General features: G+C 66.2%; 17 protein-coding genes and 1 tRNA gene. 4 read left to right on the top strand and 14 right to left on the bottom strand.

Annotation, left to right across the window (positions count from 1 at the left end):
- Nucleotide 1 precedes the first annotated feature (1 nt).
- Both ACEUEL_RS12855 and ACEUEL_RS12850 read right to left on the bottom strand, forming a co-directional pair.
- Nucleotides 2-658 carry a ChrR family anti-sigma-E factor gene (locus ACEUEL_RS12855; protein WP_405705705.1) on the bottom strand — a complete coding sequence of 219 codons (657 nt, stop codon included), beginning with the start codon at nucleotides 656-658 and terminating at the stop codon, nucleotides 2-4.
- The gene (locus ACEUEL_RS12850; RefSeq protein ID WP_405705703.1) at nucleotides 655-1,233 is read right to left on the bottom strand and encodes a sigma-70 family RNA polymerase sigma factor; all 579 of its coding nucleotides are present in this window, start codon (nucleotides 1,231-1,233) and stop codon (nucleotides 655-657) included. Before ACEUEL_RS12850 ends, ACEUEL_RS12855 begins: the two co-directional genes overlap by 4 nt.
- A 195-nt stretch (nucleotides 1,234-1,428) precedes the next feature.
- Between ACEUEL_RS12850 and ACEUEL_RS12845 the strand changes: the two genes are divergently transcribed.
- The 3 genes from ACEUEL_RS12845 to ACEUEL_RS12835 are packed head-to-tail and all read left to right on the top strand — an operon-like array spanning nucleotide 1,429 to nucleotide 4,789.
- Nucleotides 1,429-2,775 (top strand): NAD(P)/FAD-dependent oxidoreductase, encoded by a 1,347-nt coding sequence (locus tag ACEUEL_RS12845; RefSeq protein ID WP_405705700.1) that lies wholly within the window; start codon nucleotides 1,429-1,431, stop codon nucleotides 2,773-2,775.
- Entirely contained in the window at nucleotides 2,772-3,575 is an 804-nt protein-coding gene (locus ACEUEL_RS12840) for a DUF1365 domain-containing protein (protein WP_405705698.1), read from the top strand. Before ACEUEL_RS12845 ends, ACEUEL_RS12840 begins: the two co-directional genes overlap by 4 nt.
- Complete coding sequence (locus ACEUEL_RS12835; protein WP_405705695.1) at nucleotides 3,572-4,789, top strand: class I SAM-dependent methyltransferase; 1,218 nt, start codon at nucleotides 3,572-3,574, stop codon at nucleotides 4,787-4,789. Before ACEUEL_RS12840 ends, ACEUEL_RS12835 begins: the two co-directional genes overlap by 4 nt.
- A gap of 29 nt (nucleotides 4,790-4,818) precedes the next feature.
- Here ACEUEL_RS12835 and ACEUEL_RS12830 read toward each other — a convergent pair.
- The 6 genes from ACEUEL_RS12830 to ACEUEL_RS12805 form a co-directional block, all read right to left on the bottom strand.
- Nucleotides 4,819-4,895 (bottom strand) — tRNA-Arg (locus tag ACEUEL_RS12830).
- 118 nt (nucleotides 4,896-5,013) lie between these two features.
- Nucleotides 5,014-6,531, bottom strand: coding sequence for a tripartite tricarboxylate transporter permease (locus ACEUEL_RS12825; protein ID WP_405705692.1), 1,518 nt, complete (start codon nucleotides 6,529-6,531; stop codon nucleotides 5,014-5,016).
- Nucleotides 6,532-6,535: 4 nt separating this feature from the next.
- Nucleotides 6,536-7,045, bottom strand: coding sequence for a tripartite tricarboxylate transporter TctB family protein (locus tag ACEUEL_RS12820; RefSeq protein WP_405705689.1), 510 nt, complete (start codon nucleotides 7,043-7,045; stop codon nucleotides 6,536-6,538).
- Nucleotides 7,046-7,201: 156 nt separating this feature from the next.
- On the bottom strand, nucleotides 7,202-8,152 hold the full coding sequence (locus ACEUEL_RS12815; RefSeq protein WP_405705687.1) for a Bug family tripartite tricarboxylate transporter substrate binding protein: 951 nt from the start codon (nucleotides 8,150-8,152) through the stop codon (nucleotides 7,202-7,204).
- Between the two features lie 102 nt (nucleotides 8,153-8,254).
- Nucleotides 8,255-9,187: a methylisocitrate lyase gene (gene prpB, locus ACEUEL_RS12810; RefSeq protein ID WP_405705684.1), complete on the bottom strand. Its 933-nt coding sequence runs from the start codon at nucleotides 9,185-9,187 to the stop codon at nucleotides 8,255-8,257.
- 12 nt (nucleotides 9,188-9,199) lie between these two features.
- Nucleotides 9,200-10,654, bottom strand: a complete 1,455-nt coding sequence (locus tag ACEUEL_RS12805; RefSeq protein ID WP_405705681.1) for a bifunctional 2-methylcitrate dehydratase/aconitate hydratase — start codon at nucleotides 10,652-10,654, stop codon at nucleotides 9,200-9,202.
- Between the two features lie 328 nt (nucleotides 10,655-10,982).
- On the opposite strand from ACEUEL_RS12805, the gene ACEUEL_RS12800 reads away from it, so the two are divergent.
- On the top strand, nucleotides 10,983-11,402 hold the full coding sequence (locus tag ACEUEL_RS12800; RefSeq protein WP_405705678.1) for a globin family protein: 420 nt from the start codon (nucleotides 10,983-10,985) through the stop codon (nucleotides 11,400-11,402).
- A gap of 41 nt (nucleotides 11,403-11,443) precedes the next feature.
- Here the strand turns inward: ACEUEL_RS12800 and ACEUEL_RS12795 are convergent, their stop codons facing one another.
- From ACEUEL_RS12795 to ACEUEL_RS12770, 6 genes are all read right to left on the bottom strand, one after another.
- Complete coding sequence (locus tag ACEUEL_RS12795) at nucleotides 11,444-12,007, bottom strand: cysteine hydrolase family protein (protein WP_405706761.1); 564 nt, start codon at nucleotides 12,005-12,007, stop codon at nucleotides 11,444-11,446.
- 133 nt (nucleotides 12,008-12,140) lie between these two features.
- Nucleotides 12,141-12,827, bottom strand: a complete 687-nt coding sequence (locus tag ACEUEL_RS12790) for a S1 family peptidase (RefSeq protein WP_405705675.1) — start codon at nucleotides 12,825-12,827, stop codon at nucleotides 12,141-12,143.
- A 494-nt stretch (nucleotides 12,828-13,321) separates the two neighbouring features.
- The gene (locus ACEUEL_RS12785; protein WP_405705672.1) at nucleotides 13,322-14,329 is read right to left on the bottom strand and encodes a serine hydrolase domain-containing protein; all 1,008 of its coding nucleotides are present in this window, start codon (nucleotides 14,327-14,329) and stop codon (nucleotides 13,322-13,324) included.
- 82 nt (nucleotides 14,330-14,411) lie between these two features.
- Nucleotides 14,412-15,566, bottom strand: coding sequence for a glutamate 5-kinase (gene proB, locus ACEUEL_RS12780; RefSeq protein WP_405705669.1), 1,155 nt, complete (start codon nucleotides 15,564-15,566; stop codon nucleotides 14,412-14,414).
- A gap of 112 nt (nucleotides 15,567-15,678) precedes the next feature.
- On the bottom strand, nucleotides 15,679-17,169 hold the full coding sequence (locus tag ACEUEL_RS12775; protein ID WP_405705666.1) for a tetratricopeptide repeat protein: 1,491 nt from the start codon (nucleotides 17,167-17,169) through the stop codon (nucleotides 15,679-15,681).
- A gap of 57 nt (nucleotides 17,170-17,226) precedes the next feature.
- Nucleotides 17,227-19,551, bottom strand: coding sequence for a GumC family protein (locus ACEUEL_RS12770; protein ID WP_405705664.1), 2,325 nt, complete (start codon nucleotides 19,549-19,551; stop codon nucleotides 17,227-17,229).
- Nucleotides 19,552-19,598: the final 47 nt, after the last annotated feature.

Below are 19,598 nucleotides of genomic sequence, written 5' to 3'. Positions count from 1 at the left end.
TTTAGAAGCGGACGAAGGGTTGCGCCAGCCACCCGAGCAGGCCACGAAGGCGCATTTTCCCGTCAATCGCCGCCAGACAGAAGCATTCGCCCCCCGCGTCGACGATTGGCTGGTGCTCGACGTCTTCATCGACTTCCGCCAGATCGCCGGGTCCGTAACGCCCGAACGCATCGGAAAACGAGCCATGGAGAATCTGCGTCCATTCGGTGCCGGTATGCCCGTGGTCGGGCAGGGCGCGCCCGGGCCCCACCCGCAGCATCATCACGCCGCTGTCGCGGTTACCGGGCAGCTTCACACGGCTGGCCCGCATCCCCGGCCCCAGCCAGCGCCAGGAATCGAACGTACAGGCGGACAGGGGCGCAGGAAGATGTATGCCCTCGAGACCGGCCGGTAGCGGCGAGCCGTGTTCGGGAGGCAAGGCCGGTTCGTCGGCGCTCTCGATCGACGCCATGGCGCGCGCCAGCGCATCGGCATCGAGAGGTGTCGGCGGCAGTTCGTCCAGCAGCGCGCCGCCCACGGCCTCGAATCGGCGCACCAGCTTCTGGCAGTCAGGGCAGCCCCAGATATGGCTCGCCACGACGAGCGCGGGCCCCGTCTGCAAGGTCCCGGCAGCGTAGCGCAGCAGGGTTTCATCGCTGGGATGGTGTCGCGGGCTCATCGCGCGTCTTCCAGCAGGTGGCGGAGGCGGCTCAGGGCGAGGCGGATGCGGGACTTGACCGTGCCGAGCGGTATGCCGAGCGCCTTGGCGATCTCGCTGTGCGGCGCATCGCTGAAAAAGGAAAGACGGACGATGGTCAACTGCTCCTCGGAGAGGGTGGTGAGCGCGGTCCGCAACCGATCCGCCCGTTCGCGATCGATGAGTGCGGCCTCGACATCGGGATCAGGGGAAGGCTCGTCCTGGCCGCCGGCATCGGGCAGGTAGACCAGACGGGAGCGGCGGTGATGGTCGATGCGCAGGTTTCGCGCGATGGTGAGAATCCAGGCGGAGGCCCCCGCCTTGGTGCGGTCGAAGTAAGCCGCCTTGCGCCAGACCGTGAGCATCGTCTCCTGGACGATTTCGTCCGCGACCCCAGGCACTGCGCCGGATCGCAGCAGATAGGTCTTGAGGCGAGGGGCAAAATGCTTGAACAGCAGGGCGAAGGCCGCGCGGTCCTGGTGCCGCGCGATCGCCTCCACCAGGGCGTTCATGTCCTCTGGCGCCGATGCCGGCCGGGTATCGTCGACGGTGCTCAAGAGCCGCCACTCCGGAACTTTGGCCGGGGGCGACGACGCGCCGTCGAATATGGGTTTGCCGGAAGCATTCATGCCTCTGCTACGCTGGACGCCGGCGGCCGGATCACTCGCGCTGGCGGTGATCCGATGACGTCTGGGCGCCGTACATCTTCCGACACATACAGCGAGTGGCCGCACCGGCGAAAGAGCACGATCATGACCGGCTGGACGCAGTCACAACATGCCGACACGGCGTTGAATATCGCGGTGGTCGGAAGCGGTATCGCCGGGATGTCGGCAGCATGGCTGCTCTCGACGCGCCACCGGGTCACCATGTTCGAGGCGGATGGCCGGATCGGCGGTCACAGCAACACGGTATTGGCGGGCGACGTGCCGGTGGATACCGGATTCATCGTGTTCAACGAGCCCGCCTATCCCAATCTGACCGCCCTGTTCCGGCATATCGGCGTCGAGACGGCGGATTCCGACATGTCGTTTGCGGTCTCGCTGGATGAGGGGCGCCTCGAATATTCGGGCGGCGGCGTGCGAGGCCTGTTGGCTCAGCCGGCAAATCTGCTGCGGCCGCGCTTCTGGTCGATGCTCCGCGATCTGGCTCGTTTCTTCCGTTCGGCGGATGCCGATATGGCCGGCGAACTCAGCCTCGACGAATATCTTGACCGCAACGGTTATGGGTCGGCGTTTCGGGAAGATCACCTCTACCCAATGGCCGCGGCCATATGGTCGACGCCCGCCGGCGAGATCGGGCAATATCCCGCGGCGTCGTTCATCCGCTTCTGTGCCAATCACGGATTGCTGAAATTTACCGGCCGGCCGATCTGGAAGACCGTACGCGGCGGCTCACGGCGCTATGTCGAGCGACTTACCGCCCCCTACGCCGAACGCATCGTCCTCAACGCGGCGCTGCGGCATGTGCGATCGCTCGATCGGGGAGTCGAACTCGCCGACTGGCATGGCCACACTCACCAGTTCGATCATGTGGTCCTGGCCTGCCATGCGGACCAGGCGCTTCGGCTTCTGGGCGCTCCCGCGCCCGATCACCGCGACGTGTTGGGGGCGTTCCGCTACACCCGGAACCTCGCCGTGCTCCATACCGATCCCGGCCTGATGCCGCGCCGTCGACCGGCGTGGTCAGCGTGGAACTATCTCGCCCAGGGCAGCGGCAGCGATCGGCGGCTCACGGTCACCTATTGGATGAACCGCCTGCAGCCCCTGGCGACGAGCACCGATCTGTTCGTGACCCTCAACCCCTCGGTGTCTCCACGCAGCGACCGTGTGGTGTCGACCCATACCTATGAGCACCCGGTTTTCGATGCCCGTGCGATGGCTGCGCAGAGGCTGCTTTGGGCGCTGCAGGGGCATGGCAATCTCTGGTTCTGCGGGGCCTATTTCGGTCACGGTTTCCATGAGGACGGACTGCAGTCGGGGCTGGCGGTCGCGGAGCAACTCGGCGGCGTGCGCCGGCCCTGGTCCGTTCCGGATGAGTCCGGGCGGATCTATCTGGGTGAAGCGGAGCCGCTGCGGCTGAGGGAGGCGGCGGAATGAAGCCGGCGCAGGACGGCCTATTCGTTGGTAGGGTGATCCATCACCGCCTGCGGCCGCGCACCCATCGCCTGAGCTACCGGCATTTCATGATGCTCGTCGACATCGACATGTTGGGTCGGCTGTCGGAGCGGTTGCGGCTTTTCACACATAATCGCGCCGGGATCTTCAGCATTCGCGACAGGGATTACGGGGCGGGCGTCGTGGGCGGTCTGCGCGCCCATGTCGAGGCGCAATTGGCGGCGGCAGGAATCAGCCCCGATGGCGGCCCGATACGGCTGCTCACCATTCCGCGGGTGCTGGGCTATGCGTTCAACCCGCTGAGCATCTATTTCTGCCATCGTCGTGACGGCACGCTCGCGGCGCTCCTCTATGAGGTCAACAACACCTTCGGCCAGCGTCACAGCTACCTTATTCCGGCGGCAGAGGAAGACGATGGCACCGTCCGCCAGAGCTGTGCGAAGCGATTTTACGTATCACCCTTCCTCGACATGGACCTCGCCTATCGCTTCCGCGTCCACCTGCCGGAACAGTCTGTTCGCATCGCCGTCGGCGTCCATGACGGGTCGGGCCCGCTGCTGACGGCGATTTTCGCCGGTACCCATACGCCTCTTACGGACGCCGCGCTGGCACGGCTTCTGGTTCTCTTCCCCCTGCAGACGTTCAAGGTCGTCGCCGGCATTCATGTCGAGGCCATTCGTATCTGGCTGAAAGGCATCGGACTGCGCGAACGGCCCGCGCCGCCCCGTGCTGCGGTGACGATTTCTCCCGTTTCATCGATCGAAGGAATACCAAGGGCATGACCGCCGACAGTGACGCGCACGCCGCCACCCGACCGCATCGGCCCACTGTCGGAGCCCGCCTCGCCGAGCGGCTGCTGAAGCGGGTGATCCGTTCGGTCACCGTCGGACGTCTGACGGTGGTGACACCCGAGGGTGGGCGCCTGTGGAACGAGCCGTCCGCGCGTGGGCGAGACGCGGTCATCGTGCTCCACTCGTGGCGCGCGCTCACCGCGTTGTTCGCGAAAGGCGAGATCGGCTTTGCCGAAGCCTATATTGCGGGCCACTGGTCCACCCCGGATCTTGCGGAACTCCTCTGGCTGGCGGACGAGAACGGCGAGGCGATCCGCTCGGCGGCGCCCGGTTCCTGGCTCGCCTCGACGATACGCCGGCTCTTTCATGCGACGCACCGCAACTCGCGGCGGGGAAGCCGGCGGAACATCGCCTTCCATTACGATCTGGGGAACGAATTCTACCGCCTCTGGCTCGACCCCAGCATGAGTTACTCCTCGGCCCTTTATTTCGGCGACGAGCAGTCGCTCGAGATCGCGCAGGAGACCAAGCTCGCCCGCATCGCCGATCATCTGGAGGTCCGCCCCGGACAACGAGTGCTCGAGATCGGCTGCGGCTGGGGAACGCTCGCGCGCCGCCTCGCCGATGCCGGCGCCGAGGTCAGCGCCGTAACCCTCTCCCGCGAGCAATTCGACCATGCATGCGAGGCCGCCGCATCCGATGCGCGGCCGGCGCAGTTTCTCTTTCGAGACTATCGCGACCTGGAGGGCCAATACGACCGGATCGTGTCGATCGAGATGCTCGAGGCCGTCGGTGAGCGCTACTGGCCGGTGTATTTCGCCAAGCTGCGCGATCTTCTGTCGCCCGGTGGCAGGGTTGTTCTGCAGGTCATCACGATCGCCGAGGATCGATTCGCCCAATATCGACGGCAGCCCGATTTCATCCAACGCTATGTGTTCCCTGGCGGGATGCTGCCGACACCCTCGCGCATCGCGCTGGAGGCAGAGAAGGCAGGTCTGCGTCTCGCGCAGGCCGAGCATTTCGGCGGCAGCTATGCCCTGACGCTCGCCGAGTGGCGCCGGCGCTTCGGTGCCAGCTGGCCACAGATCGAACGTCTCGGCTTTGGCGAGGAGTTCCGGCGCCTGTGGGAATATTACCTCGCCTATTGCGAGACGGGCTTTCGTACCGGGGCCACGGACGTGGGGCTCTACGTTCTGGAAAAATGAACCGGCGGGCTTCCGATCGAGCGTGCCGCTGGTGTCCCGGAAGGGATTCGAACCCCTGACCCCAGGTTTAGGAAACCTGTGCTCTATCCTGCTGAGCTACCGGGACACGTCGGCGACATCGCCGCGCCCGAACCGGCGCGGCGAAAGGGTTATCGTCCGAAATCGCCGTCGCGATCAAGACCGACCTGTCGCTTTCGAGCGTTAAGATCCGTGTGCTTGCGGTGTCACGGCGCTTCGCTCTCCGCCTCCATCGCCTGCTCGGCGGCCTTCATGCGCTTGAGCAGGATCGGCAGCAGTAGCACCAGTGCCGCGACGATCAGCAGGGTCGCCGAGATCGGCGTCGACACCAGCACCGTCGGGTCGCCCTGGCTGACGGCCAGCGCGCGCCGAAGCTGGATCTCCGCCTGCGGCCCGAGGATCAGGCCGATCAGCGCCGGTGCGATCGGGAAGTCATAGACCCGCGCCATGTAGCCGATCAGCCCCAGCCCGACCATCAGCGCAATGTCCATCCACGAGGTCGACAGCCCCCATACGCCGACCAGCGCGAAGATGACGATGCCGGCATAGATGTAGGGGCGGGGGATCAGCAGCAGCCGCACCCAGATGCCGACCAGCGGCAGGTTGAGGATCAGCAGGATGATGTTGCCGACATAGAGCGAGGCGATGAGGCCCCACAGCAGCTGCGGATTGGTGGAGAACAGCAGCGGGCCGGGCTGCAGGCCGTAGTTCTGGAAGGCGGCGAGCAGCACGGCGGCGGTGGCGGTGGAAGGCAGGCCGAGGGTCAGCAGCGGCACGAGGATGCCCGCCGCCGCCGCGTTGTTGGCGGCTTCGGGGCCGGCGACGCCCTCGATCGCGCCGTGGCCGAACTCCTCCGGCTTGGAGCTGAGCCGGCGTTCCAGCGTGTAGGAGAGGAAGGTCGGGATCTCCGAGCCGCCGGCCGGCAGCGAGCCGATCGGGAAGCCGATGAAGGCGCCGCGCAGCCACGGCTTCCACGAGCGCTTCCAGTCCTCCCTCGTCATCCAGGCGCCGCCCGAGAGCGGGTTGAGCACGCCCTCAACATGGGCGTTGCGGCTCGCGACATAAAGCGTCTCGCCGATCGCGAACAGCGCCACCAGCACGACGGTGAACGACACGCCGTCGAGCAGCTCCAGCGTGCCGAACACCATGCGCGCCTGCCCGGTCTGGGTGTCGATGCCGATGGTGCCGAGCGCGAGGCCAAAGAACAGCGCGGTGAAGCCGCGCACCCGCGAGGTTCCCATCACCACCGCGACGGAGGTGAAGGAGAGGATCATCAGCGCGAAATAGTCCTCCGGTCCGAAGATGAAGGCGAGCTCGGCGATGGCCGGCGCGAGGAAGGTCAGCGCCGCCGTGCCGATCGTGCCGGCGACGAAGGAGCCGATCGCGGCGGTGGCGAGCGCTGCCGCGCCGCGCCCGGTGCGGGCCATGCGGTTGCCCTCGAGCGCGGTCATCACCGAGCCGCTCTCGCCCGGGGTGTTCAGCAGGATGGAGGTGGTCGAGCCGCCATACATGGCGCCGTAGAGGATGCCGGCGAACATGATGAAGGCGGATTCGGGCGCGACCTGCGCGGTCACCGGCAGCAGCAGCGCGATGGTCAGCGCCGGCCCGATGCCGGGCAGCACGCCGATGGCGGTGCCGAGCGCGCAGCCGATGAAGGCCCAGAACAGGTTGATCGGCTGCAGCGCGACGCCGAAGCCGGAGATGAGTTGGCCGAGCGTATCCATCGTGTCACCGCCCTGTCAGCATCGGCAGGAAGGGGCCGAGATCGATGCCGAGCTTGGAGAAGAAGTACCAGCAGCCCACGCCCACGATCAGCCCGATGACGAAATCGAACACCGTGCGACGCGATTCGAAGGCGTGCGTCACCAGCACGAAACCGAGCGCGGCGGTGATCGGGAAGCCCAGCCACTTGATGGTGGCGAGCGGGACGGCGACGCCCGCCAGCGCCAGCAGGAACGCCTTGCGGGAGGGAGGCGCGTCGACGTCGGTGTTCTCCTCCTCCTGCGGGCGGAAGGTCTCGCCGCCGGCGATCTGGATCAGCAGCAGCACGCCGAGCACCACCAGCCCGGCGCCGACGGCGCCGACCATCGCCGAGGGGCCGATGCCGATATAGCTGGTGGTCGATTCGATGCCGGTGGCACCGTAAAGCCAGACCAGGCCCATGGCCAGCACGCCGGCGCCGACCAGCCAGGGGCGGGCGGGCGGCGGTGCGGAAGGAGTGTCGTCGCGCATTGGCATGGCGATGTCGATCCGGGTTGTCCGCGCATCCTCAGGCGGGCGCGGAAGGGGGGCGCCGAACGGGAGACGGCGCGCAGCATGCGCGCCGGAGCAGCAGCGGTCGGAGGGAGGGCGCCGGGACCGCCAGGGGGGCGGGGCGGTCCCGGCGCGAGGCGGTTACTTGATCAGGCCGACATCCGTCAGGGCCTGCTTCCAGTTCGCCTCTTCCTGCTTCAGGAACGCCGTAAAGTCGGGGCCGGCGAGATAAGCGTCCTCCCAGCCCTGCGCCTTCAGCGTCGCCTTCCAGACGTCGCTCTCATGCAGCTTGGCGAAGCGGTCGAGCCACACCTTCTTGCCTTCCTCGCTCATGCCGGGCGCGCCGACGAAGCCGCGCCAGTTGCCGATCTCGACCGGGATGCCGGACTCCTTCAGGGTGGGCACGTCGAGGCCCTCGACCCGCTCGGGCCCGCTCACCGCGATGATGCGGATACGGCCGGACTGGGCGATCGGCTTGAACTCCGAGGCGCCCGAGATCGCCGCCTTGATCTTGCCGCCGCCGAGCGCGGCGAGGATCTCGCCGCCCGAGAAGGCGACGAAGTTGATCTTGCCGACCGGCGCGCCGGCATGCTTGGCGAGCTGGGCGAGCAGCACGTGGTCGACGCCACCGGCCGAGCCGCCGCCGACCGAGAGCGCGCTCGGATCGGCCTTCAGCGCCGCCATGAAGTCCTGGATGTTCTTGATCGGCGAATCGGCCGGCACGGCGATCGCGTTGTACTCATTGGTCAGGCGCAGCAGCGGCGTGGTGTCGTTGAGCGAGACCGGCGTCTTGTTGGTGATGACACCGCCGACCATGATCACGCCGGTGACCAACAGCGCGTTGTCGTCGCCCTTGGCGGTGCGCACGAACTCGGCGAGGCCGATGGTGCCGGCGGCGCCGCCCTTGTTGGTGAAGTTGACGCCGTCGGTGAACACCTTGGCCTGGTTCATCGCCGCCATGGTCTGACGGCCGGCGCCGTCCCAGCCGCCGCCCGGATTGGCCGGGATCATCACCTTGGCCGGATCGGCGGCGGCGCTGCCCGCCGCCAGGGTGAGAGCGAGTCCGCCCGCGATCATGAATGCCTTGAGCATGTCGTTTCCTCGTTGATTGCTCGGTTTCGTGCCGTTCTTGGTTCTTTGCGGCCGCCGTCCCGCGGCGGCGGCTGGGTCAGGGCGCGTCTGGCGCCGCGCCGCTCAATGGCTCTCCTCGCGCTGGGGCTGCCCGGCCGGAACGATGGTCCTGACGATCGAGGCGTCGAGCGCCTCGTAGTCGGCAAGACCGATGAGGTCGTATAGTTCGGCTCTTGTCTGCATCGCGTCAATCTGCGCGTGCGTACCGCCGTCGCGCCGGATCGCCTCGAACAGTTTTGCCTGCGCCTTGGCGGCGACGCGCAGCGAGGAGACCGGCCAGATCACCATCGCATAGCCCATCGCCTCGAACTCGGCGGCGGTGAAGAACGGCGTGCGACCGAACTCGGTCATGTTCGCGAGCAGCTTCACGCCGGGCATGCGGGCGGCGAACTCGCGGAACATCTCGGCGGTGGTCAGCGCCTCCGGGAAGATCGCGTCGGCACCCGCCTCCATGTAGAGCCGGGCGCGCTCGACCGCCCCGTCGATGCCCTCGCTCGCCGCCGCGTCGGTGCGGGCGACGATATAGAGGTGGCGCCGCGCCTTGCGGGCGGCCGCCACCTTCGCCGCCATGTCGCGGGCGTCGGCCAGCTTCTTGTCGTTGAGGTGGCCGCACTTCTTCGGCAGCAACTGGTCCTCGATCTGGACGGCGCCGCCGCCGGCGTCCTCGAAGGTGCGCACCATGTGCATCACGTTGAGCGCTTCGCCATAGCCGGTGTCGCCGTCGACCAGGATCGGCAGGCCGCTGGCGCGGGCGAGCTGGCGCACGAAGAAGGCGACCTCATCGACAGTGATGACGCCGAGATCGGGCAACCCCATCGAGGCGGTCATCGCAGCGCCGGAGAGGTACAGCGCCTCGAAGCCGCTGCGCTTGGCCTGGATCGCCGCCATGCCGTTATGCGCGCCGGGGATCTGCAGGATGCCGGGAGCCTCCACCAGCGCCCGGAAGCGTTCGCCGGCCGGAGCGTCGGGCAGGTCCGTGCTCACGAGATAGGGCATCGGGCCTGCTCCTCAGTTCCAGTAGAGGTCGACATAGTCGTTGACCGGCATGGCCTCGAGCCGCTTCTGGTCGAGCGAGACGTCGAGGATGGCGCGCTGGCGCTTCTCGACGAAGCGGCGGGCGAGGTTGGTACGGAACTTCTGCTCCAGCAGCGGGATGCCATCGGCGCGGCGGCGCTTGTGGCCGATCGGGTACTCGACGACGATCTCCGGCAGCACGGTGCCGTCATTGAGCGTGATGGTCATCGCGTTGGCGATCGAGCGCTTGTCGGGGTCGTGGTAGTCGCGGGTGAAGGCGGGATCCTCGACGCAGGTGATCTTGGCGCGCAGCGCGTCGATGCGCGCATCGGCGGCGACCGAATCCTCGTAGTCCGAGGCGGTCAGGCGCCCGAAGATCAGCGGCACGGCGACCATGTACTGGATGGTGTGGTCGCGGTCGGCCGGGTTGTGCAGCGGCCCGCGCTTGTCGATGATGCGGATGCACGCCTCGTGGGTGCGGATGCTGATCGTGGCGATGTCGTCCGAGCTCTTGCCCATCGCCTTGAGCTTTCCGTGCAGCGTCATGGCGGCTTCCACCGCCGTCTGGGCGTGGAACTCGGCCGGGTAGGAGATCTTGAACAGCACGTTCTCCATCACATAGGAGCCGTAGGGCCGCTGGAAGCTGAACGGCTTGCCCTTGAAGGAGACGTCGTAGAAGCCCCAGACCGGCGCCGAGAGCGCGGAGGGGTAGCCCATCTCGCCGGTCTGCGCGATCAGCGCGAGCCGCACGGCCCGGCTGGTGGCGTCGCCCGCCGCCCAGCTCTTGCGCGAGCCGGCATTCGGCGCGTGGCGGTAGGTGCGCAGCGACTGCCCGTCGACGAAGGCGAGCGAGAGCGCATTGACGATCTCGTCGCGGGTGAGGCCGAGCATCTGCGCCACCACGGCGGTGGAGGCGACCTTGACCAGGATGACGTGGTCGATGCCGACCTTGTTGAACGAGTTCTCCAGCGCGAGGCAGCCCTGGATCTCGTGCGCCTTGATCATCGCGGCAAGCACGTCGCGCATGGTCGGCGGGGTGCGCCCGGCCGCAACCGCGTTGCGGGCCAGCCAGTCGGCCACCGCGAGGATGCCGCCGAGATTGTCGGACGGGTGGCCCCACTCGGCGGCCAGCCAGCAGTCGTTGAAATCGAGCCAGCGGATCAGCGTGCCGATGTTGAACGCCGCCTGAACCGGATCGAGCTGGAACGAAGTGCCGGGCACCCGCGCCCCGTTCGGCACCACCGTGCCGGGGACGATCGGGCCGAGCAGCTTGGTGCAGGCGGGATATTCCAGCGCCTCGAGGCCGCAGCCCAACGTGTCGATCAGGCAGTTGCGCGCGGTTTCAAAGGCGAGCTCGCTGGTGATCTCGTAGTTCAGCACATAGTCGGCGATGTCGGTGAGGACCGCGTCGGGAGCGGGGCGCTCATTGTTATTGAAATGGCTGCTCATGGCGTCGACGCACTCCCTGCTCGCGTTCCCTAGGTGGCGCGGTGCATCCCGCACTCTGTCCATGCTGTCAACAATTTTAGCCGAAATTTCGCGTCCATCAAGGGGATCATTGCCGTTTCGGCGTATGATGTCGACACATCGTCCCATTGGGTCGTTTGACGCGAGCCGCGGTTACTTCGGGCCGCCGAAAGATGCAGTTGCCGGTGGTGTGGTATTTATGTGTGATCGGCGGCTGGATGGAGGTTCGCCGCGGAAGTCTGCCGCGATGAACGCCAGGACAGGGGCATGAGGGGGTTCCCCCGAGAGCGATATGTCAGGTTGGGCCGGGATGACCGAGGAGCAGCTGAATCTTCTTCGCACGAGTCTCGACAAGACGTTTGCCAAATCCGGCGAGGTCGGGTTGCTGTTCTACCGGCGGCTGTTCGAACTCGTCCCCGATGCACGCCCGCTGTTCACGGCCGACATGCCCGAGCAGGGTCGCAAGTTCATGGCGACGCTGGCATCGGTCATCAATGGTCTGGAGCACGTGCCCTCGATGGCGCCGGCGGTTCGTAATCTCGGCCGGCGCCATGCCGGCTATGGCGTGGCAGCCGAGCACTACCCACCGGTTGGCGAGGCGCTGATCTGGGCGTTGGGGGAGGGTTTGGGCGACGAGTTCACGCCGGAGATGCGGTTGGCGTGGGAGAAGGCTTACGATCTTCTGAGCGAGATCATGCTCGACGCGCCGCCTCTGGGGCGGCGCGAATGAGCGTCCGTCCCTTGTTGCAGCGCTGAAGAGACGGGCTCCTGTCAGTCGGCAGCCGTCGAGGCCGCAAGATACTCGTCCGCCGAAACAAGTTCCGCATAGGCGAAGCCGAGAGCGGCCATGAACGCGGCATGGACCTGATCTGCGGGCACCTTCGTTCCCGCATGCTCGAGGTCATGCGTGGCGCAGGCGTCGTGTACGACCGTTACCGTGTAGCCGAGATCGCTCGCCGCGCGCGCCGCCGCATCGACGCACATATGGCTCATCGCCCCCACCAGCGTGATCCGGGTGATGTCGGCTCCGTCGAGCACGTCCTTCAGCCCTGTCGCCTTGAAAGCATTGACCTCGTTCTTGACGATCACCGCTTCGCCCGGCTCGGCACGCACCATTGGGTGTGTCTGCGCCCCGGCGCTGCCGGCGACGAAAAAGGGAGCGTCCGGCCCGGTTTGTTCGTGGCGGACATGGACCACGAGGTCGCCTGCTGCGCGTGCCGCAGCCAGAATCCGCGCCGCCCGGGCGCCGGCCGCTTCGATATCGACCAGAGGCCATTTCCCGTCCGGGAAATAATCATTCTGGAGATCGATCAGAACGAGCGCGCGGCGGGGCATGATGAACTCGCGAACCATTACAGCTGCGGTAATGTGCAACCGAGTCGCCGCAGCGCACAAGGCGTTCCCATCTCGGGGACAGCAAAATGTCGTCCCCGGTGGCGCTTCGGGCCAGGAACCGTGGAGCCCCTCGTCAGCTATTCCCGTTCAGCGAGCAGATCGTCGACGCGGGCACGACATAGGCGTAACCGTTCGGCAAGACCCGTCCGCTCTGATAGGTCGTCTCGGAGATCGCCACGGCAACGCCGAGCAGTCGGCCCCCCTGCACGACGCCACCTCCGGACATGCCCTTGGTGACATCGCCTCGAACCGTCATTACCCGTGCCCAGCGATCCAGCTGGCGCGGCTGCCCGACGACTTTGACGGGCTCGACGACGAAGTCGGCCGCCAGCCGGCTGCCATAGGCGGTCATATTGGTTCCCACCGGCGCTGTCTTGCAGGAGAGGCGCACCGCGGCCACGCCGCTGAAGTCCTCGATCCGGAGCAGGGCGATATCATACGCGTCGTTGCGCCAGACCACGCTCGTGCGCTGCCGGCCACCGTTGTCCAGCTTGGCGATGACGGGGCGCCCGGCGAGGGCGACGTGCGCTGCGGTAAGAACATATCCGTCGCCGATATGCACGCCCGAGCCTTGGCCGCCATAAGTCTCCAGCTTGATGGAGAATCCAGCGCGCTGAGCAATGCTGGCCGGCTGGGCCGCGGCTTCGACAGCCGGTGCGCCGATGGCAATCGCCGGCTCGTCACGCATGTGACGGACGTCGGACGGTACACACGCCGCAAGCGACATCGCTGCAGCAAGCGCGAGCAGCGCTGTCCGCATGGATTCCTCTCTGCAACTAGCTGCGAGCCCGGCAACACGGCCAAGCGTTCGGGACGAATTTCAAGAACAACGACGATTCATGCAGCAGAAATATGCTGGTGCACTGATAAGATACTAATGAACAAAAGGGTTCCATCCCACCAACCGGGAGACGTTGAGGAGGTGGCGCAAATTAATACGAATTTATATGCTATTGATGTTGGTTTACTTACAATGGCACCGTCAATGTTGCGATGCGGCATCGGGGTGCGGATGAAATGGTATCCAGCGGTTCCTTCGCGGAAGATGAGGCGTTTTCTTCCTTAAATTCGATGCAACCTTCGCGATCCCTCGAATTGCCGCCGTTTTTCGCGGGATTCGGCGATACCGCGGTGAATTCCGCCAAGTGCTGCGCAACGGACTCGCGCTGGCAGATGTTCCTATTCGTCCGTCGATCGTGAGTTATGCCCTAGATGTCGCGAGAGGAGCGCGCGGTCGCCGCGGTGGGAGGCGCCTCAGGCCAGCGCTGCGAGGATATCGCCGCTCAGCCGGTGCAGCGCATCGCGATGACCGGTGCGGCCGGCCGGAACATCGGTCGCCGAGGTCATGGCGATGGTGACCCCGCGGTCCGGTGCGACATAGAGCATCTGTCCGCCATAGCCCCACGCATAACGAACGGGCGTTCCCGCGATAACCCTCAGGAACCATCCATAGCCATAGGCGTCGCCGGTGAAGCGCGAGGCCGTTCGCGGGACCCAGGATGCCTCGACCCACGCCGGTGGAAGGATCCGGCGGCCGCCAGCGGTGCGCCCGCCCCGCCGGTAGAGCTCGCCGAAGGCGAGCAGCGAGGAAGGGCGCATCGCCATCTCGTTGCCGCCTATAGGGATACCCTGGGGGTCGCGCGTCCACGCGGTGATGGCGAAGCCCTCCACGGGGCCGAGCCAGTCGCGCGCCAGGTCGAGTGTCGATCGGCCGGCGCGGCGGGTGAGTATCGCGGAAAGCAGGTGTGTCGAGCCGGTGGAATAGAGCATCGACCCGCCGGGGTCTGTGACGAAAGGGCGGTCCAGCGCCGCCCGGACCCAGTTCCGCGACGATACCCAGCGCCCGTAATTGCCGCCAGAGGTGCGCTCGAGTCCCGCCTGCATCGAGAGGAGGTGGCCGATGGTGATCTCGCCGAGCCTCGGATCGGGATCGGTCGGCAGGTCACCGGCCAACATCGGCGCGATCGTCTGGTCGACGCTCTCCAGCACGCCCCTGTCGATGGCGATGCCGACAAGGGCCGAAATGATGCTCTTGGACGCCGACTTGATGTTGGCCGGCGCCTCCAGTCGCGCGCCGTTATAGGCCCGAGCGGCGACGGTCTCGCCACCCTGCGCCACGTGGACGGTACGCAGCGGGGCGAGCGAGGCGGCGCGGTCGAGGACTGCATTCAGCGCGGGAGAGGTGGCGGGTTCAGGCGTGGCTCGCGCGAGGCGAGGGGCGAGCAGAACGAGCGGCGCAGCGAGCAGCGAACGACGTTTCATGTCCCCAGCCTAGGCTGATTTGGCCTCGACTTCGGTCACGAACGGGAGAGATACCGACGACGGGTTTGCAAGAACAGGCCGTTCAACCGCCGCCGACCACCAGATCATCCCGGTGCACCATCGCCGCGCGGCCCTCGAACCCGGTGATCCCGGCGATCTCGTCGGAGGAGCGGCCCTTTATGCGTTCGGCGTAGTCGTGGTCGTAGGCCACCAGCCCGCGGCCGATCTCGGCGCCGTCAGGACCGCGCAGGATTACCGCGTCGCCGCGCTGGAACACGCCTTCCACTCGCACCACTCCGGCGGGCAGCAGCGAGGTGCCGCGCCGCAGCGCCGCCACCGCGCCCGCGTCGAGATGAAGCACGCCGCGCGGCTCCAGTGCGCCAGCGATCCAGCGCTTGCGCGAGGCGACGGGGTTGGCGGGGGCGAGGAACCAGGTGCAGCGCGCACCGTCCTCAATGGCGCGGATCGGGTTCTTCACCTTGCCGGAGGCGATCACCATGTGCGCGCCCGCCGTGGTGGCGATCTTGCCGGCCTCGATCTTGGTCTTCATGCCGCCGCGCGACAGCTCCGTGCCGGCGCCGCCCGCCATGGCCTCGATCTCGGCGGTGATGCGCGGCACGACGGGCAGGAATTCGGCATTCGGGTCGTCATTGGGCGGGGCGGTGTAGAGCCCGTCAATGTCGGAAAGCAGAACCAGCAGGTCCGCGCTCGCCATGCCCGCGACGCGGGCGGCGAGCCGGTCATTGTCGCCGTAGCGGATTTCCGAGGTGGCTACCGTGTCATTCTCGTTGATGACCGGCACCACCTTGAGGTCGAGCAGTTTCGCCAGCGTCGATCGCGCATTGAGGTAGCGCCGACGTTCTTCCGTATCTCCCAGCGTGATGAGGATCTGGCCGGCGGTCACACCCTCATGCGCCAGCGCCTCCGACCAGGCACGGGCCAGCGCGATCTGCCCGACGGCGGCGGCGGCCTGGCTTTCCTCCAGCTTGAGCGGGCGCTTGGGCAGTTTCAGCACGTTCCGCCCGAGCGCGATGGCACCCGACGAGACCACGAGCACGTCCTTGCCCTCGCGGTGGAGGGCGGCGACATCCTCGGCCAGCGCCGAAAGCCAGGCATGGCGCAACCGGCCGCGCGTCGAATCGACCAGGAGGGCGGAGCCCACTTTGACCACGATGCGGCGAAACGCGGAAAGTGCCGGCAGGCCGGCGAGCGGGGACGAGACGGCGGGACGTTGCATGATCGGTATGTCGGTGCAGGGGCGCGGATGAGGCGCCCTTATAGAGGAAAGCCTCCGGCCCGTCTCCTGGCGCACACGGTGCCTGCTCCGGTCATCGGACGATGCGAATGCACTAGGGAGCGCTCTGTTCCGGGGCGTCGGAAATGGGCAAATCTTCCTGGGCGTCGGGGTTCGCCAGCGCGCCGGGCGCGGGCGGGGCCGCCGGTTCGATCGCCGCGTCCGGCAGCCGGTCCACACGATTGATGGTGAGATTGGTGAAGGCGGCCGTGCCCATGATATCCTGTTCGGCTGGCACACGTGCGGCAAGGCTGAGGGTCAGCATCTGGCCCGGGCAGTCGTCCGGCACCGTGAACGGGGCGGATGTGAAGTCCCGCCAGGCAATGGTTCCACGGAACAGCTCCGAACGTCCGAGCGCCTTGTCCCCCTGCTTCTGGCAGGTCACCGTCCACTGCAACCCGCGGGAAGTGATCAGATCGGCCCTTACCTTGCCGCTGAGCTGGTACTGGCCCGGCGGCAGCGCAAGCCGCTGATTGACGCCCTTGAAGGTGACGCGTCCGCCCGGAAATTCGACCACCACGCCCCGCCGCGCAGGCGCCCCGGGACCGAGCTCACGGACGTTCACCGCGATCTGCTTGCTCCGTGTCAGGCGCCAGTCGAACGGAGACTCGACGATCGGATAGGCGAAGTCGCCATTGTAGACATTGCCGAGGTTCTCGAGCCGCTCCTCCGGCAGCATGAAGCGCAGCCACATCTCATAGGCTTCGGGATCCCGGTTGTTCACCAGGAGCAGGTGCATGTAGCCGCGGAATTCGCTTTCGGTGATCGGGGCCCGCCGGGTCTTGAGCTCTTCAAAGAGCAGCGGCGCACCGCGTGCCACATACTCGAACGTCGGGTTAAGCATCTGGAAGAACCAGGCGCGCCAGGGCGGGTACTTGGCAAGGCTGTCGGCCAGTGGTTCGCGCGTGGCCGGGATGTCCAGCATGTGCAGCAGCAAGGGCAGCATGTCGTCGCGCACATTGGTCCGCGTGCGCATGATGTTGTCGACATGCTGGACGGCCCGGGGGCCGTCTCCCGATTGCATCGCGTCCTGCGCGAGCCACCAGTCGACCGCCAGATCACGCCGCGAGCGGGCGGATGCCGCGCTCATCAATGCGCGCGCCGTGTCCTTGTCGCCCTCCGCGTCGGCGGCCAGTGCCAGCACGCGGATGGCGCGGACGTCGAGTGGATAGGCGATCAATGCCTTTCGGGCGAGTTCCCGCGCGGTGACGCGCCCCTCGGCCGTTCCAAGATCCAGATCGCGCGCCGCCAGCGTCACAAGGGCGAGCGGATTGTCGTCGCGCAGCGCGAGTGCGCGCTCCGGCTCGTTGGCGGAGTAATACACGGCAAAGGCCGTCAGGGCGATGTTGTACCCTAGCCAGACTATACCGGCGGCGAGCAATCCGAATAGCCACAGACGCCAGCGTCCCGGTCCCCAGTTCGCGGGCACCACGACGGTGCGAGGCTCCGGGCGCGCCTCGACCTGATCCTCCTCGGGTCGAGCCGGTTTGCCTGAACGCCGACGCCGCCGGCCGCGACCGTGAAGGGTTTCGGACGCGTGCCTCATGTCACGCTTGCATCCTCTGAAATCACGAGTTCAGGTCACACGGATGAGCAAGCGCCCTCAGGCGCGCCCCCGGCTCATGTCCTGCTCGTCGTCATCGCCCTGCACGTCGGACTCATCGACACGGCGGCGATGAGCAACGGCGGAATCGTCCACCCCATCGTCCATCTCCAGGGCAGGCGCTTCGGCATCGACCTCCAGACGATCGTCCTTGTCCGAGGCGTACTCATAGGCGGACGAATAGTATCCGGTATAATAGTAATAGGAATTAGCCTCGCGCATGTCGAATTTCGTCAGCACCAGACCGGCGAGCCGTCCGCGGGCCTGCTGGAGACGCTTGAGGCGGGTCCGGACAACGGCGTGGCGGACATGGTTTGCCGAGACGACCATAAGGGTGCCTTCCGTCATGCTGGCCAGCAGCGGGGCGTCGGCAAGTTCGAGGATTGGCGGGCCGTCGAGGATCAGCATGTCGAAGTGCTTCGAGCCGTAAGTCAGCAGGTTCTTCATCTTCGAACCCGCCAGCAGTTCGGTCGGCTCCTGCGGCACCGATCCGCAGGGAATGAAGGTCAGATTCTGCCGCGGCGTATGAAGAATCCCCACAAGTTGCGCCGAACCCTCCAGATAATCCGAAATACCGACCGCGTTCTCCACGTCGAAATATTTGTGCAGCGAGGGACGGCGCAGGTCGGCATCGATCAGCAGAACGCGGAAGCCGAGCTGGGAGAAGTTCCGCGCCAGCGCGACGGCTGTCGTGGACTTGCCTTCGCCGGGCTGGCTCGACGTGACGAGAAGACTCTTCGGTGTGCCCGAACTGGCGGAGAACTGGAGCGCCGTCCGGAGCGAGCGGTAGGCTTCCGAAACGTTCGATCGTGGATCGTCGAGCACGCTCATCAGGTCGGGATTGCCGGGGGCGAGCGGGATCACGCCGACGACCGGTATGCCGATCTTCTCTTCCGCCTGGTCGGGCGACTTCAGCGTGTCATCGAACATTTCGAGGCCGAACGCGGCCGCGACGCCCGCCATCAGGCCAAGGAACGCAGCGATGGCGAGATTGAGCTTCAGCCGCGGCGAATAGCGCACCTTCGGAACTTCGGCGCGATCGATGATCGAGATGTTGCTGGCGCCGATGCCGCCGGCAATGCCGATTTCCTTGTAGCGCTGCAGCAGGCCCTCATAGAGGGTCTTGTTGGTGTCCACCTCACGCTTGAGGATATTGTAACGGATCGACCGGTCGCGCATGGCGAGAACGTCGGTCTTCAGCGCCTCCAGCCTCTCCTTCAGCATGTTCTCCTGCTGCATCGTCGCCTCGTAGCGCGCCTGGATCACGGAGCGGACGAGGTCGGCCTGAGCCGTCATCTGCAACTCGAGCTCATCGAGCTGAGCCTTGAGTTGCATCATCTGAGGGAATGCCGGCTTGAACTGCTTGAGTTTCTGCTGGTACTCCGCTGACAGGCGCGCATATTGCGTACGCAGGTCGCGGATCGTGTCGTTCTCCAGAATCTGGGGCAGACCGAACCCGCCGGTGCCCTGGGCCTGTTTCCAGAGCTCCTCATTCTTGATGCGTTCCGTCTGGACCTTGGAGATCGCGTCGTTCAGCGATTCCAGGTTCGAACCGAGCAGCGTCTTGTTGTCGTCGGTGTTAACAATCGAGGCGCTCTGCGCGTAGTTGACGAGTTCCTTCTCGGTCTCCTCGAGCTTCAGCTTCAGCTCCGCCAACCGATCCTCGAGGAAGTTGCGCGCATAGGACGAGGCGTCGTAGCGGCGTTCGAGATTGGCTGCGATGAAGCTCTCGCCCAGCGCATTGGCGATCTTGGAGGCAAGTTCCGGCGATGCACTGTTGACGTGCACATCCACCAGCTGCGAATTGCGCTGGGGTGTCACCGCCATCATGCCCTGCAGCCTCTCCGCCGCCTGGATACGTCGCTCGGTGATCTCGTTCGCCGATAGGGGTTCTTCCTCGGGCACGCCGAAAATCAGGCCGCCGATCCATGAGAAGAAGCCGACCTTCTGCGGCTTGCCGCTGAATTCCTCATCGGTGTCGAGATTGAGCGCCTGCACGACCTTTTCCGCCAGCGAGCGGCTCTTGAGCAGGGCGTACTGCGTTTCAAGGAACTCTCGGTTGGTGGCGCCGTCATTGTCGGACTGAACGTTCTCGACATTGACGATCTTGGCGCTCTCGCGCGCGAGCTGGAGGGTGATGGTGGCGCGATAGATCGAGGGCATGATCAGCGTGACGACGAGCCCGAGAACAAGCGCAAGCCCGACCACCGCCGCGATGAGCCGCCGCCGGCGTACCAGGATACGCCACAGCCGGAAAAGCACTTCCGGGTTGAACCAGCCCTCTTCCTTTTCCCAGTTGGTGTCGAGATTGGCCGCATAGGCCATCGATCCCGGCGCCAGCGCGAACCCTCCGGTCGGAACTGGGGCGGATG

The organism is Ancylobacter terrae, from assembly GCF_045108345.1.
Taxonomy (GTDB): domain Bacteria; phylum Pseudomonadota; class Alphaproteobacteria; order Rhizobiales; family Xanthobacteraceae; genus Ancylobacter.
This window is presented reverse-complemented; position numbering and strand designations above follow the sequence as displayed.